The sequence below is a fragment of the Nocardia sp. NPDC050378 genome, from assembly GCF_040655675.1.
GTDB classification, from domain to species: Bacteria; Actinomycetota; Actinomycetes; order Mycobacteriales; family Mycobacteriaceae; genus Nocardia; species Nocardia coubleae.
Genome location: NZ_JBFAKI010000028.1, coordinates 15,961 through 28,940, shown reverse-complemented (window position 1 = coordinate 28,940; position 12,980 = coordinate 15,961). Strand labels below are relative to the sequence as shown.

The following is a 12,980-nucleotide window of genomic DNA, read 5'->3' as shown; positions in this document are numbered from 1 at the left end:
TGCGGACAGGACATATCGAAGTTCACAAGTCCCCCAAGGACATGGTTTCGCTGGAGACGAGCACGAGAGTCGGGACGGCCGCGAACCGCCGCTGCGCGGCGGACCCTCCTCGAGGTCGGGTCGTGTGAGGCCGGAAAGGCGGTGAACGTGAGTCATCGCAGGGCTCCGGCGCGGAAGGTGTGGCGGTAGGTGGTGGGGGAGACGCCGATGGTGGTGGCGAGGTGCTGGCGGAGGGAGGCGGCGGTGCCGAGGCCGGAGTCGGTGGCGACGCGGTCGATGGGGAGGTCGGTGACCTCGAGCAGGTGACGGGCCAGGTCGACGCGCTGGCGGGTGAGCCACTGGCCGGGCGGTAGCCCGGTTTCCTCGCGGAAGCGGCGGCAGAAGGTGCGCACACTCATCCGGGCGTGGGCGGCGAGTTCGGCGAGTGACAGGGGGCGGTCGAGGTGGGTGAGCGCCCAGGCGCGGGTATCGGCGGTGCTCGCGTTCCCCGATTCGGGCATCGGCCGATCGATGAACTGGGCCTGACCGCCCTCACGCCACGGTGGCACGATGCACAGCCGCGCCACCCGGTTGGCGACGGCGCTGCCGTGGTCGCTGCGCAGCAGGTGCAGGCACAGGTCGATGCCCGCCGCGCTGCCCGCGGCGGTGAGGATGCGCCCGTCGTCGACGAACAGCACGTCGGCGTCCATGCGCACCCGGGGGAACTCGCGGCGGAACCGTTCGGCCTGGTTCCAGTGAGTGGTCGCGGGTCTGCCATCGAGCAATCCGAGCGTGGCCAGCACGAAGGCCGAAGTACAGAAGCTGACCACCCGGGTCTGCGGGCGCCGCAACGCGTCGGCCACCTTCTCGGGTAGGCGATAGCTCGCGTGGTCGTCGCATTCGTTGAACGGCGGGATGACGACGATGTCGGCGTCGTCGAGCGCACTGCTGTCCCACTCCACCGCGATCGTGAAGTCGGCGTTCGTGCGTACCGGCGCGCCGTCGAGGCTGCAGGTGCGGATCTCGTAGAGCGGGCTGCCGTCCGCCGCGACCGCCGTCCCGAAGATGCGGGCCGGAATCCCTAGTTCGAAGGGATACACGCCGTCCAAGGCCAGAACCACCACGCGCTGCATGGCAAGATTCTTGCAGATATTGGCTCTCTTGCCACTCGTGGTCAGCGCCGCCTCTCGGCATCGTTGTCCCATCAGGCCGTTTCCCCCGAAACAGCCATGGAGACAAGGGAGATCAGCGATGCGGGCAATCGGACAGGACACCTTCGGCGGGCCGGAGGTTCTGCGGGTGATCGAGGTGGACAAGCCGTCGCCCGGCCCGGCGGAGGTGTTGATCCGGGTGCACGCGGCGGGTGTGAACCCCACCGACTCCTGGCATCGAGGCACCGGTGGGCTGGTCGAGGCCATCGCACCGCTGGGCTGGGACGTGTCCGGCGTCGTCGAGGAGGTCGGTCCTGGGGTGACCTTGTTCGCGCCCGGCGACGAAGTGTTCGGCATGCCGCGTCATCCGCATGCGGCCGGGACGTACGCCGAGTACGTCACCGCACCGGCCCGTCATCTGGCCCACAAGCCCGCGAACCTGAGTCATGTCGAGGCGGGGGCGCTGCCGCTGGTCGCGCTGACCGCTTGGCAGGCGCTGGTCGACACCGCCGACGTGCGGCCCGGTCAGCGTGTGCTGATCCATGCCGCGGCGGGCGGCGTGGGGCACGTGGCGGTCCAGATCGCCAAGGCGCGGGGCGCGTACGTGCTCGCCACCGCCCGCACCGACAATCACGACTTCGTGCGAGAACTGGGCGCCGACGAGGTGATCGACTACCGCACAACGGTTTTCGAGGAAGCTTTCCGTGATGTCGACGTGGTGGTCGACACCATCGGCGGCGAATACGGCCCGCGCTCGCTGCGCACGCTGCGGCCCGGTGGCATCGTCGTCTCGCTGGCCTCCCCCGCCGAGGCCGCGCTCGGCGAGGTCGCACGACCGCTCGGGCTGCGTGCGCGGTTCATGATCGTCGAGGCCGACCGCGCGGGGATGCTCGCCGTCGCCGACCTGGCCGCCACCGGTGGCCTGCGGGTGCACGTGGATACCGTCGTTCCGCTCGACCTGGTGAGCAAGGCCCACGAGGTCAGCGACAATCAGCGCACCCGAGGCAAGATCGTGCTGGCGGTCGCCGAGGACGCCGGCGCACAGGTCGATGGCCGGAGCGCCCCGGTCGGATGCTCCCGGTCGAACGGCGGGCAGGCAGCGCCCCGAGCTCAGAACTTGTAGCTGACGCCGGTCATCCGCTCGGACTCGTCCCAGAGCCTGCGCAGCAGCTCGGGGTCGCGGGAGATCCGGCTGGACGGGCAGGCCTCGACCGGGCCCTGTGACTGCATCAACCGGTTCGGACCCCAGTACACAGTGGGGTCGGCGGTCGGCTCGGTGGCGGCGAACAGCGTGGAATGGGCGGCCTTGGCGGGCGGATGTCCGATGATCTTGATGAACGGCTTACTCACCCGGTCGAGGACCGTTTCGGTGCGGGCGAACAGGTCGGTCGCCGACACGCCGGGGTGCACGGCGTAGGACTTCTGCTTCGCCCCCGCCTCGCCCAGGCGGCGCTGCAGTTCGCGGGCGAACATGAGGTTGGCCAGCTTCGCCTGGGCGTAGGCGAGATTGCGCTGGTAGCGACGGTTCTCGTAGTTCAGATCGTCGATCCAGAGCTTGGGGGTCTGCTTGTGGGCGATGCTGGCCAGGGTCACCACCCGGTCGCGGACGCGGTCGAGCAGCAGACCGGTGAGGGCGAAGTGACCCAGATGGTTCACCCCGAACTGGGTTTCGAACCCGTCGGCCGTCCGTGAGAACGGCACGTTCATCAGGCCCGCGTTGTTGACGAGCACATCGAATTCGCCCTGCTGCTCGGCGAACTCGCGCACGGAGGCCAGGTCGGCCAGGTCGAGGGCGGCCACCCGCACGTCGCCGGGGATGGCGGCGGCGATCGGTTCGGCCTTGGCCTTGTTGCGACAGGCCATGATCACGGTGGCGCCCTTGGCGGCCAGCACCTTCGTGGTCTCGGCGCCGAGGCCGCCGTTGGCGCCGGTGATCACGAAGGTGCGGCCGGTCTGGTCCGCGATGTCAGCTGGTTTCCATGCCATGCCCCGACCTTACTCTTGAGTAAGATCGATCGGAAGTGGTCAGCCGAGCAACCCGGCCAGCGTACGGGCACATGCGGGCCTGCGCAGCTTGGTCATGGCCTTCGCCTCGATCTGCCGGGCACGCTCCCGGGAGACCCCCAGCTGCGAACCCACTTCCTCCAGCGTGCGGGCCGCACCGCGATCGAGGCCGAAACGCAGCCGGATGACATCGGATTCACGCTCGGTGAGCCCGGCCAGGGCCGCCTCCACATACCCGCCGAGCATCCGCTCGGCGACCAGCTCGGCGGGCGAGGGTGCGGTGTCGGGCAGTACCGAGCCGAGTTCGGTGTCCTCCCCGAGCGGTGTCTGCAGCGACACCGGTTCCGCCTCGTGGCGCAGCGCCGCCGTCACCTGGGCGACGGTGAGTTCGGCCCGCTCCGCGATCTCCTCGGCGGTGACCGCCCGGCCGAACTCGTGGGTCAGCTCGCGACGTACGCGCACGACTTTGTGCAGCACATCGGCCACATTGGACGGCAGCCGGATGGTCCGCCCCTGGTCGGTGAGCGCGCGACCGATGGACTGGCGAATCCAGTAGGTGGCGTAGGTCGACAACTTGAGCCCGCGGCGGTGTTCGAACTTGTCCACCGCTCGCATAAGCCCGAGCGTGCCCTCCTGGATCAGGTCGAGCAGCGACATCCCGGTGTTGGTCGGGAAGCGCCGGGCGATGGACACCACCAGGCGCAGATTCGCCCGAACCATATGGTCTTTCGCGCGCTGACCGTCGATCACGCTGCGCTGCAACTCCTTCCGTCGTGCCGCGGAGAGCTCGACTCCCGCCGAGGCGTTCTCGTCGAGCTCCGTGCGGGCCTCGACACCAGCGGCTATGCGTGCGGCGAGGGCGTATTCCTGCTCGGCCGTCAGCAGGGGCGTGCGGCTGATGGCGGTGAGGTAGTCGCGGATGGGATCGGCGGTGACAGTCAAGGAGGGCTCCCGTTCGGCGAAGGAATGTCGCTCCCGGCGACGAACACAAATTTAGGACCAACATAAAAATATGTCAAGAACAATTTTAGGACGAGTTCGGTTACGCTGAGGGCATGACTACGCAGCAGGGGTTACGGGCCAGGAAGAAGCAGCAGACCAGGGAGCAGATCTCGCATCGGGCCACCGAGTTGTTCCTCGAACGCGGCTTCGACAAGGTGACGATCGCCGAGATCGCCGCGGCTGCCGACGTGGCGAAGATGACCGTCACCAACTACTTCCCCCGCAAGGAAGACCTGGCCCTGGATCTCGGCGCGGCCTACGTCGAACAACTCGCCGCGATCGTGCGTGAGCGCGCCCCCGGTCAGTCCGCACTGGCCGCCCTGCGCGGCGCCTACCTCGCCGCCGTGGCCGCCCAGGATCCCGTGATCGGCTTCAGCGGCGCGCCGTTCGCCAAGATGATCACCGACAGCCAGGCCCTCACCGCCCGGTTGCGGGAGTTCCACGACGAGCGGGAGGCGGCGCTGGCCCGCGCACTCGCCGAGGAGACCGCCGCCGCGCCCGACGACATCACCCCTCGGGTAGCCGCCGCACAACTGGCAGGCGTGCATCGCGTGTTGTTCGAGGAGATCCTGCGTCGTACCCTCGCGGGCGAGTCGGGTGACGAGATCGCCGCTGCCCTTGCCGATTACGCCGAAGTCGCCTTCGACGCGCTCGAACCGGGACTGGCGGGTTACGCCGTTCGCTGAGATATCTCCTCCGATTGCTGCCGTGTCACTGGGCTCTCGCCGGGCGCGGCAACGCCCATACTGGGGCCATGCCGGATGGTGTTGCTGTAGACGAGCCCGTCGCGCCGATGAGCAAAACCAAGATCAATCTCGTATTCGCCACGGTGGTGCTCGGCATGCTGATGGCCGCGCTCGACCAGACCATCGTGTCGGCCGCGCTGCCCTCGATCGTCGCCGATCTCGGCAGCGCGGGGCACATGGCCTGGGTGGTCACCGCGTACCTGCTCGCCGAGGCCGTCGCGACCGTGCTCGCGGGCAAACTCGGTGACCTGTTCGGCCGCAAACTGCTGTTCCAGATCAGCGGGATCATCTTCATCGCCGGTTCCGCGCTGGCGGGTATGGCCGGCGGCATGCCGATGCTGATCCTCGCGCGCGGCATCCAGGGCGTCGGTGCGGGCGGGCTGATGGTCACGTCGATGGCCTTGATCGCCGACACCATTCCGCTGCGCGAACGCGGCAAATATCAGGGCGCGCTCGGGGCGGTCTTCGGCATCACCACGGTCCTCGGTCCCACGCTCGGCGGGCTGTTCACCGACCACGCGAGCTGGCGGTGGTGTTTCTATGTGAATGTCCCGGTGGTGGTCGTGATGCTGGTGATGGCGGCGCGGACGCTGCCGAAACTCGCCGCCCGCACCCGGCCGGTGATCGACTACCTCGGCATCGGCCTGGTGGCCGTCGGTGTGTCGGCGCTGATCCTCGGCCTGGAATTCGGTGGCAACGAGTACCCGTGGGGTTCGTGGCAGATCATCGGGCTGTTCGTGCTCGCCGTCGTGCTGCTCGTCGCGTTCGTGCGGGTGGAGAACCGGGCGAAGGAGCCGATGCTGCCGATGCGGTTGTTCCGCAGCCGCGTGTTCACGGTGTCCTCGGTGCTCAGTTTCATCGTCGGTTTCGCCATGCTCGGCTCGATGACCTACCTGCCCGCCTACCTGCAATACGTCGACGGTGTGTCGGCGACGGTGTCGGGCGTGCGCACATTGCCGCTGGTCGTCGGCCTGTTCATCACCTCGATCTTCTCCGGCCAGGTGGTCGGCAAGACCGGCCGGTACCGGTATTTCCCGATCGTCGGCATGGCCGTGCTCGCCGTCGGCCTCGGTTTGATGTCGACGATGGACCGGCACACCAGCGTGTGGCTGGAATCGCTGTACATGCTGATTCTCGGCGCGGGCCTCGGGCTGGGCATGCAGGTGCTCACCATCGTCGTGCAGAACACCGTGCCCTACGCCGACCTCGGCACCGCGACCTCCGGTGTCACCTTCTTCCGCACCCTCGGCAGCGCGTTCGGCACGGCGGTGTTCGGCACGCTCTACAGCAACGAGAGCAGAACCGCCCTCGCCGAGGCGATGCGGGCGGCGCCCGGCGTCCCGCCCGAGGCGGTGGCGGATCCGAAACTGCTGCGTGAGCTGCCCGTCGAGCAGACCGCGCCGATCGTCGACGCCTACGCCCGCTCGATCGACCATGTCTTCGCCTGGGTGGTCCCCGTGGCGCTGCTCGGTTTCGTCGTCGCCTGGTTCCTGCCGCAGGTGCGGCTGCGCGACAGCGCGCGCCACGGTGCGGGCGATGTGGGGGAGGGGTTCTCGGTGCCGGACTCGCACGACCGGGTGGTGCAGCTGGAACGCTCGGTCGCCGCGACCGTCCGCAAGGCGCGGGCGAAGGGCCCGATCATTCCCGAACTCATCGCCGCCTCGGGCAGCCGGTTGAGTCCGGACACCGCGTGGGCGCTCGGGCAGGTGTACCTGTACGGCAAACAGGAGATGCCCGCCACCGTGTACGGCATCGCCTACCGGCACCGGCTCCCGGTCGAGGTGCTCGCCCCGGTCTTCCGGCAGGCGGCCGACGCGGGACTGCTGCACGCCGAGGCGGGTACTCTCACCCTCACCGACTCGGGTCGCACCGAGGTCGACACCTTGCGGGCCGGGTGGCGGCGCTGGCTGGGTGACCGCCTCGACGACTGGAACTGCGAGGACCCCACCGATCGGGCCTTGCTCGACGAGGCTCTGTCGAAGATCGCCGCGAAACTCCTGGACGAAGGCGCGGACGGCGGGGCCAAGGTCTATACCGGTTGACCACGCCTTGTCACCGATTACTCGTAGACGTATATTCGTAGACGAGTAAGGAGGCGGGCGTGGCGACGAAGCGCAAGGTGAACAATCTGCTGGCCCTGGCCGTGCTCTCGGTCATCGTGCAGCGCCCGATGCACCGCTACGAGATCGCCGCGACCCTGCGGGCGCAGGGCAAAGACCGTGACATGGACATCAAGTGGGGTTCGCTGTACACGGTTGTGCAGAACATGGCCAAGGCCGGTTTCCTCGAGGTCGTCGGCAGCGAGAAGGAGGGGGCGCGGCCCGAGCGGGTGATCTACCGGATCACCGATGCCGGCCGCGCCGAAATGGCCGACTGGACACGCGAACTCCTCGCCGAACCCGAACCCGAACACCACCGGTTCACCGCCGGTCTGTCGATCCTGGCGATCCTGCCGCCCGATGAGGTGATCGAGCTGCTCGGCACCCGCGTCGCCAGGCTCGAGGAAACCATCGCCCGCGTCAAGAGCGACCTCGGCGCGCTCACCCTGCCACGGCTGTTTCTCGTCGAGACCGAATACGGCCTGGCGATGCTGGAAGCCGAGGCACGCTGGGCACGCGCGCTGCGCGCGGAACTGGTGGCGGGCACGTTCGACGCGCTCGATCAATGGCGGCAGTGGCATGCCGACGGCATGCCTGCCGAGCGAGCCCCGGCGGAGAGGAGTGCGGACTAAACCACCATGCGAAGACCCCGAGCCCGGTGGCGTGCGGCAACACCCCACCGAGCCCGGAGAACCGTCCCGAAACCAGGCGCACCCGGCCTCGAGGCTGGCAACCACAGGATAGCTGGGTGACGTCGGAAGTCCCGATCTGGAGATCACCCATGTCCATTCATTCCGCCCTGATCATCGGCGGTGGCATCGCCGGACCCGTCGCCGCGACCGCCCTGCGTGCAGCGGGCATCGACGCCCACGTCTACGAGGCCTATTCCGGCCCGTCCGAGGGCATCGGCTCCGGGCTGGCGCTGGCGCCCAACGGCATCGCCGCCCTCGACATCCTCGGCGCCGGTGACCCGGTGCGCCGCATCGCCTCACCCGTGTCCGGGATGCGCCTGCGCGTCGGTGGCCGCATGCACGAGGTCCCCACACTGCCGGATCAACCGCCGCTGCAACTCGTCGACCGCGGCGAGCTGCACCGCACACTGCACGACCATGCCGTCGCCGCCGGGGTGCCGTTCACCTACGACAAACGCCTGATCGGTGTCGACGAACACGACGACGGCGTCACCGCGCACTTCGCCGACGGGTCGAGCGCGACCGCCGATATCCTCGTCGGCGCCGACGGAATCCGCTCCACTGTCCGGGGTTTGATCGATCCGTCCGCACCCGGTCCGCACTACACCGGCATGCTCGGCTTCGGGGCGCAGGTCGACTTCGACATCGACGTTCCCGACGACACCATGGTGTTCGCCTTCGGCGCCAAGGCCTACTACCTGTACTGGAAAGGGGCCGACGGCCGGATCGCATGGGGCGCGAATCTGCCGAGTAAGCAGTACCTTTCGTTCACCGAGGCCAGAGCGAAATCGCCCGAGCACTGGCTGCGGATCCTGCGCGACACCTACGCGCCCGACACGCCGGGTGGTGAATTCGCCCGCCGCACAACGGCCGACACCCTCGAGATCACCGGTGCGCTGCACATCATGCCGCCGGTGCCGCACTGGTATCGCGATCGGCTGGTGCTGGTTGGCGATTCGGTGCACGCGCCGTCGAACAGTTCCGGCCAGGGCGCGTCGCTGGCCATCGAGAGTGCCGTCCAACTGGCCCGCTGCCTCCGCGATATCGACTCGCCCACAGCGGCTTTCGCCGCTTACGAACGGTTGCGGCGGTCGCGGGTGGAAGGCATCACGGCTCGGGCCGCGAAGGTCAATCGCAGCAAGACGCCGGGTCCGGTCGCCCGCAAGGTGATGAACGCGGTCATGCCGCTCATGGTGCGGACGGTGATGAACCCGGAGAAGACGATGGGCGCCGAACGTCGCTACCGCATCGACTGGGATGAGCCGGTTCAGCGCGAAATCGCCTCGGCCACCTCCTGATTCATGCGCGGCGCCTCGGATTCAGCGCCGTGATGCTCGCAGCCGCAGGACGCGGGCGGACTCCTCGTCTGCGGGCAGGAACGCCTCGAGATGGAGCTCGGCGAGGGTGACATCGGTCGCGGTGGCGAACGAGGTGAGCGTGGTGATCAGGCGAAGGTCACCGTCGTCGGTGCGAAGATGCAGGGGGACGGCGAATCCCACGTGATCGGGCCCTGCGGCGACGGTCGGCAGATACCCCGACAGTTCGCCGATGAGCGCGTCGACGGCGGGGTCGGGAGTGTTGGCGGCCCGGGTGCGCAGCGAGTCGATGATGTGCCTGCCCCATTCGGGCAGGTTGCGCACTCGCGGCGCGACCCCGTCGGGGTGCAGCGCCAGCCGGAGCACGTTCATCGGCGCGCGCAGCAAGTGGTCGGCCACCCCCTCGGTGAACAGGTCGAACGCGGCGTTGGCCGTGACCAGTTCGCCGCGCGGGCGGGCGACCAGCGCCGGATACGGCAGGTGTCCGTCGAGAACAGCGGTGAGCGCTTCCCGTACCGGCGCCAACTCCGGTGCGGCCAGATCGCTTTCGGGATATACCGGGGCGAAACCGGCGGCCAGGAGCAGGTTGTTGCGATCACGCAGGGTCAGCTCGAGGGATTCGGCCAGCCGCACCACCATCGTGCGACCCGGCTGGGACCTGCCCTGTTCGAGGAAGCTCAGGTAGCGCTGGCTCGTCTCGGCGCGAATCGCCAGGTCGAGCTGGCTGACCCGGCGCAGGGTGCGCCAGTGCCGCAGTTGCGGGCCGAAGGCGGTGCTGGTCTGCGCGATCGTCATGGTGCGAGTCAACCGCGCGCGGGCACCCCACGCCATTCCCCGCAGGGAATCGCGCCGCGTCACCGCGTTCGACAGGGTTGTCGCCATGAGCATCAACGACATCGCCACCCGTTACGTAGCCCTCTGGAACGAAGCCGATCCAACCACCCGCCGCAAGATGATCGAGGACCTCTTCACGGTCGACGGCGCGCAGTACCTGGTCGACCCGCCCGCCGAGGCGCGAGCGGCCGCAGCCGATCTCGCGATACCGGCCCCGCCGCTCGCGGTGCACGGCTACGACGCACTCGACCGCCGGGTCACCCGCGCCTACGAGATGTTCCTGGCGGACGGCGAATTCGTCTTCGCCGCGGCAGGCCCCGCCATGGAACTGCCGGCCGGCACCGTCGGTGTCGCGTGGACGATGAACCGCCGCGACGACGGCACACCTCAGGGTGGTGGCTTCGACCTGCTCGCGCTCGATGCCGACGGCCGCGTCGTGTCCGATCACCAGTTCATCGAGGGTTCACGATGAATGCCTGCGCACACCAGGTATTCGCGGGTCGGCTGGTGAGCGGACCCGGCGTCAGGTCGGGCGAGGGCGGCGGACGAGCGCCCGCGCCACCAGTTCCAGCGCCACCGCCACCGCGCACGCCTCCGACAACATCAACCCGATCAGCACGAGCACCTGCACCGCACCGGCCTGCGCGGCCGACCCGCTGGTGAGCAGCACACCGATGAAGGCGCCGGGCAGCGTCACCAACCCGACCGTGCGGGCCTGATCGACGCCAGGGATGAGCGCGTCGGTGGCCGCGCCGGTGAGTACCATCCTGCGGGCAGGCCGGTCGGTGAATCCAAGGCTCAGTGCCGCCTCCACCTCACCCCACCGCTGCCCGATGGCGTCGAGTCCGCGCCGGGCAGCCAGCGACGTGGAGGTCATCGTGCCACCCAGCAAAATCCCGCCGATCGACACCAGAGTGACGCCGTGGATCGGCACCGCACCGCTGAGCAGGGTCGCGGGCATCACCGCCGCGATCCCGGTGGCCACGGCCAACCCGAGCCAGATCCCGGAGCGGCCCGCCTGCGCCCGCCGGACGGCGGTGAACACGGCCGCACCGAACATGACGAGCAGCACGAGCGCGGCCGACCACAGGTGCCGAAGCGCGGCCGCGAGGATCAGCGCGATCAGGCCCAGTTGCAGCACCGCACGGAACGCGGCCTTCGGCACGACGAACGGCGAACCGATTCCGGTGAACCGGTACACCAGTGCCGCCGCGACCACCATGGCCACGCAGAGCACGATCAATGCGACGCTGGGTTCCACCGTCATCAGCGAACTCCTTGCCAGATGTTCGGCACGCGTGGGCTACGGGCGGGTCGTACTGCGCGCGTGCAGGCGGGTGAACAGGGTGACGCTCAGTGTCAGCCAGAGCAGACCGACGATCCAGCCCGCCAGCACATCGGTGATCCAGTGCACCCCGAGATACACCCGCGACAGCCCGACCGCGATCGGGAAGGCCACCGCCACGCCGATGGCGGTCCGGCGCACCCAGACCCGGCGCACGCGCGGGACGAGCGCGATCGCCACCACCCCGACCACCGCCGCCGACCCGAGCGAATGTCCCGACGGATACGACAGACTCAGCTCGGTGACCAGCCGTGACTCCATCGGCGGACGATGCCGGTCGACGATCCGCTTGATGCCCCACACCAACGCGCCCGCGCCGAGCGAGGTGACACCGACCAGCGCGGCCACCGGCAGATCGCGCCGGGCGAGTAACCAGATCACCGTGACGAGGGCCAGTATCGTCATCGCCACGGTGCCGCCGAGGTCGGTGATCACCCGCGCCACCGTGGTCAGCGGTTCGCCGCGATGCGCGATCATCCAGTCGAGCACCCGCACATCCCACGGTGTGCCGTCCATATTGCCGACGACCACCCAGGTGAGCAGTCCGAACAGGGCGAGGGCGGTGGCGATGAGCGCGGCCGCGAGCGGTATCCGGTGGCCGAGCCCGGACCAGGCGACGCGGGGGGAGTGGTAGTCGATGGGCATGACTTCCAGATTGCCAGCCGGACGCTCAGGCCTCGAAGACCACCGCGTTCCCGGCCACGTCGCGGGTACCCGCCACCTTCTTGATCGCTTTCACGAGGTCGGCGACGCACTCCCAGGTGCGCGGCGGTTCGGCCTCGATATTGCCGATGGTGTACCAGGTGTCGGTGCCGCGGTAGCGGACCAGTCCTTTACCCGCGTCGTCGAGCATGACGTCGAGCTCGCCCGACACCGTCCCTTCCTCTTCGGTCATGACGGCGCATTCGGCGGTGATCTCGATGGGCTCGCTTATTTGAACTCTCCTTGGCGGAGGCAGTCGTCGACTGCGGTGCGCAACGCGGTGTGCTCGGCGGTATCAACGGTCAACGCGTACTTTATCTTGACCTTCACGTAGTGCTCGATATAGGCACACCGGAAGTTGCCCGGCGGCAGGTAGTTCGCGGGGTCCTGGTCGCCCTTGGACCGGTTGGCCGACGGGTCGGCGGCGACCAGGTTCATCGCGTCGTTGGCGATGCGGCGGCGGGTGTCCTCGTCGCGGTCGGCGGCACCCGAACGCCAGGCTTCGGCCAGGGCGACGATGTGTTCGGCGTCGACCTTCGACGGGTCGGTGATGAACTTGTAGGGGCCGAGCTGCCCGGTCTTCTTGTCGATGAAGCCGTAGCGGTCCTGCCAGCCGGCGCCCGACGGCACTGTCAGTTCACAGGTTTTGGGGTCGAGGGTGACTTTGCCGGTGGCGTCGCGCAGCATCATCACGTCGCGGCTGGTGCATTTGGTGTACGTGGCGAGGTCGCCGGTGAAGCCGTGTTCGGGCTTGTTGGTGTCCCAGTGCGGGAACTTCTCGCGGGTGTAGCCCGTCATCGGGCCTTCCTTGGCGACGACGAGGGTGGCGACCAGATCACCGATCTCCTTGCCCGACACCGTGGCCGCGCCCGCGGAGCCGGGGCCGGGCGCGGTCGGATTCACCTTGTCCAGCAGCGAATTCGCGACTGTCACCACCAGCGCGACAACCATCGCGGCGGCCAGTGCGAGCACCGCGCGCCCGACCGGTGAGCCGCTGATCGAGGACCACTTCATGCCCGTACCACCTGTGCCTTCGTCGAACTGCGAACCGGCACAACCTACGGGGCGGATACCGGTCCGTCGGTCATTGTCGCCTATGACATTCGGCAC

At 68.6% G+C, this 12,980-nt stretch carries 14 protein-coding genes; 6 read left to right on the top strand and 8 right to left on the bottom strand.

All coding sequences use genetic code 11. The features are described 5' to 3' along the window. Window positions 1-152 precede the first annotated feature (152 nt). Entirely contained in the window at window positions 153-1,112 is a 960-nt protein-coding gene (locus AB0I35_RS31665; RefSeq protein ID WP_357399994.1) for a helix-turn-helix domain-containing protein, read from the bottom strand. 118 nt (window positions 1,113-1,230) lie between these two features. Between AB0I35_RS31665 and AB0I35_RS31660 the strand changes: the two genes are divergently transcribed. Further along, entirely contained in the window at window positions 1,231-2,253 is a 1,023-nt protein-coding gene (locus tag AB0I35_RS31660) for an NADP-dependent oxidoreductase (protein ID WP_357399993.1), read from the top strand. On the opposite strand, the gene AB0I35_RS31655 is transcribed toward AB0I35_RS31660, so the two are convergent. Then, on the bottom strand, window positions 2,241-3,116 hold the full coding sequence (locus tag AB0I35_RS31655; RefSeq protein ID WP_357399992.1) for an oxidoreductase: 876 nt from the start codon (window positions 3,114-3,116) through the stop codon (window positions 2,241-2,243). The two genes, AB0I35_RS31660 and AB0I35_RS31655, sit on opposite strands and share 13 nt — an antisense overlap. 39 nt (window positions 3,117-3,155) lie before the next feature. After that, window positions 3,156-4,076 (bottom strand): sigma-70 family RNA polymerase sigma factor, encoded by a 921-nt coding sequence (locus AB0I35_RS31650; RefSeq protein ID WP_357399991.1) that lies wholly within the window; start codon window positions 4,074-4,076, stop codon window positions 3,156-3,158. Window positions 4,077-4,189: 113 nt separating this feature from the next. On the opposite strand from AB0I35_RS31650, the gene AB0I35_RS31645 reads away from it, so the two are divergent. The 4 genes from AB0I35_RS31645 to AB0I35_RS31630 all read left to right on the top strand — a co-directional run bounded on the left by AB0I35_RS31645 (window position 4,190) and on the right by AB0I35_RS31630 (window position 8,971). Continuing rightward, entirely contained in the window at window positions 4,190-4,822 is a 633-nt protein-coding gene (locus tag AB0I35_RS31645) for a TetR family transcriptional regulator (protein ID WP_357399990.1), read from the top strand. A gap of 68 nt (window positions 4,823-4,890) precedes the next feature. Continuing rightward, entirely contained in the window at window positions 4,891-6,924 is a 2,034-nt protein-coding gene (locus AB0I35_RS31640; protein ID WP_357399989.1) for an MDR family MFS transporter, read from the top strand. Between the two features lie 59 nt (window positions 6,925-6,983). Beyond that, entirely contained in the window at window positions 6,984-7,613 is a 630-nt protein-coding gene (locus AB0I35_RS31635) for a PadR family transcriptional regulator (RefSeq protein ID WP_357399988.1), read from the top strand. 149 nt (window positions 7,614-7,762) lie between these two features. Next, window positions 7,763-8,971: an FAD-dependent monooxygenase gene (locus tag AB0I35_RS31630; protein ID WP_357399987.1), complete on the top strand. Its 1,209-nt coding sequence runs from the start codon at window positions 7,763-7,765 to the stop codon at window positions 8,969-8,971. A 21-nt stretch (window positions 8,972-8,992) separates the two neighbouring features. On the opposite strand, the gene AB0I35_RS31625 is transcribed toward AB0I35_RS31630, so the two are convergent. Next, complete coding sequence (locus tag AB0I35_RS31625) at window positions 8,993-9,784, bottom strand: helix-turn-helix transcriptional regulator (protein ID WP_357399995.1); 792 nt, start codon at window positions 9,782-9,784, stop codon at window positions 8,993-8,995. An 85-nt stretch (window positions 9,785-9,869) separates the two neighbouring features. Here AB0I35_RS31625 and AB0I35_RS31620 point away from each other — a divergent pair, with 85 nt between their 5' ends. After that, a complete protein-coding gene (locus AB0I35_RS31620; RefSeq protein ID WP_357399986.1) occupies window positions 9,870-10,295 on the top strand; it encodes a hypothetical protein in 426 nt (141 codons plus the stop codon). Window positions 10,296-10,346: 51 nt separating this feature from the next. On the opposite strand, the gene AB0I35_RS31615 is transcribed toward AB0I35_RS31620, so the two are convergent. From AB0I35_RS31615 to AB0I35_RS31600, 4 genes are read right to left on the bottom strand one after another with little or no spacing between them, the layout of a single operon-like run. Then, the gene (locus tag AB0I35_RS31615) at window positions 10,347-11,090 is read right to left on the bottom strand and encodes an ABC transporter permease (RefSeq protein WP_357399985.1); all 744 of its coding nucleotides are present in this window, start codon (window positions 11,088-11,090) and stop codon (window positions 10,347-10,349) included. A gap of 36 nt (window positions 11,091-11,126) precedes the next feature. Further along, window positions 11,127-11,813 (bottom strand): phosphatase PAP2 family protein, encoded by a 687-nt coding sequence (locus AB0I35_RS31610; RefSeq protein WP_357399984.1) that lies wholly within the window; start codon window positions 11,811-11,813, stop codon window positions 11,127-11,129. 25 nt (window positions 11,814-11,838) lie between these two features. Then, complete coding sequence (locus tag AB0I35_RS31605) at window positions 11,839-12,063, bottom strand: hypothetical protein (RefSeq protein WP_084457587.1); 225 nt, start codon at window positions 12,061-12,063, stop codon at window positions 11,839-11,841. 35 nt (window positions 12,064-12,098) lie between these two features. Then, a complete protein-coding gene (locus AB0I35_RS31600) occupies window positions 12,099-12,884 on the bottom strand; it encodes an HNH endonuclease family protein (protein WP_357399983.1) in 786 nt (261 codons plus the stop codon). Window positions 12,885-12,980 lie beyond the last annotated feature (96 nt).

Coding starts and splice junctions, on each gene's coding strand:
- AB0I35_RS31615 (WP_357399985.1), bottom strand. CDS start 11,090: ATGACGGTGGAACCCAGCGTCGCATTGATCGTGCTCTGCGTGGCCATG.
- AB0I35_RS31630 (WP_357399987.1), top strand. CDS start 7,763: ATGTCCATTCATTCCGCCCTGATCATCGGCGGTGGCATCGCCGGACCC.
- AB0I35_RS31645 (WP_357399990.1), top strand. CDS start 4,190: ATGACTACGCAGCAGGGGTTACGGGCCAGGAAGAAGCAGCAGACCAGG.
- AB0I35_RS31655 (WP_357399992.1), bottom strand. CDS start 3,116: ATGGCATGGAAACCAGCTGACATCGCGGACCAGACCGGCCGCACCTTC.
- AB0I35_RS31605 (WP_084457587.1), bottom strand. CDS start 12,063: ATGACCGAAGAGGAAGGGACGGTGTCGGGCGAGCTCGACGTCATGCTC.
- AB0I35_RS31600 (WP_357399983.1), bottom strand. CDS start 12,884: ATGAAGTGGTCCTCGATCAGCGGCTCACCGGTCGGGCGCGCGGTGCTC.
- AB0I35_RS31625 (WP_357399995.1), bottom strand. CDS start 9,784: ATGACGATCGCGCAGACCAGCACCGCCTTCGGCCCGCAACTGCGGCAC.
- AB0I35_RS31610 (WP_357399984.1), bottom strand. CDS start 11,813: ATGCCCATCGACTACCACTCCCCCCGCGTCGCCTGGTCCGGGCTCGGC.
- AB0I35_RS31640 (WP_357399989.1), top strand. CDS start 4,891: ATGCCGGATGGTGTTGCTGTAGACGAGCCCGTCGCGCCGATGAGCAAA.
- AB0I35_RS31665 (WP_357399994.1), bottom strand. CDS start 1,112: ATGCAGCGCGTGGTGGTTCTGGCCTTGGACGGCGTGTATCCCTTCGAA.
- AB0I35_RS31620 (WP_357399986.1), top strand. CDS start 9,870: ATGAGCATCAACGACATCGCCACCCGTTACGTAGCCCTCTGGAACGAA.
- AB0I35_RS31660 (WP_357399993.1), top strand. CDS start 1,231: ATGCGGGCAATCGGACAGGACACCTTCGGCGGGCCGGAGGTTCTGCGG.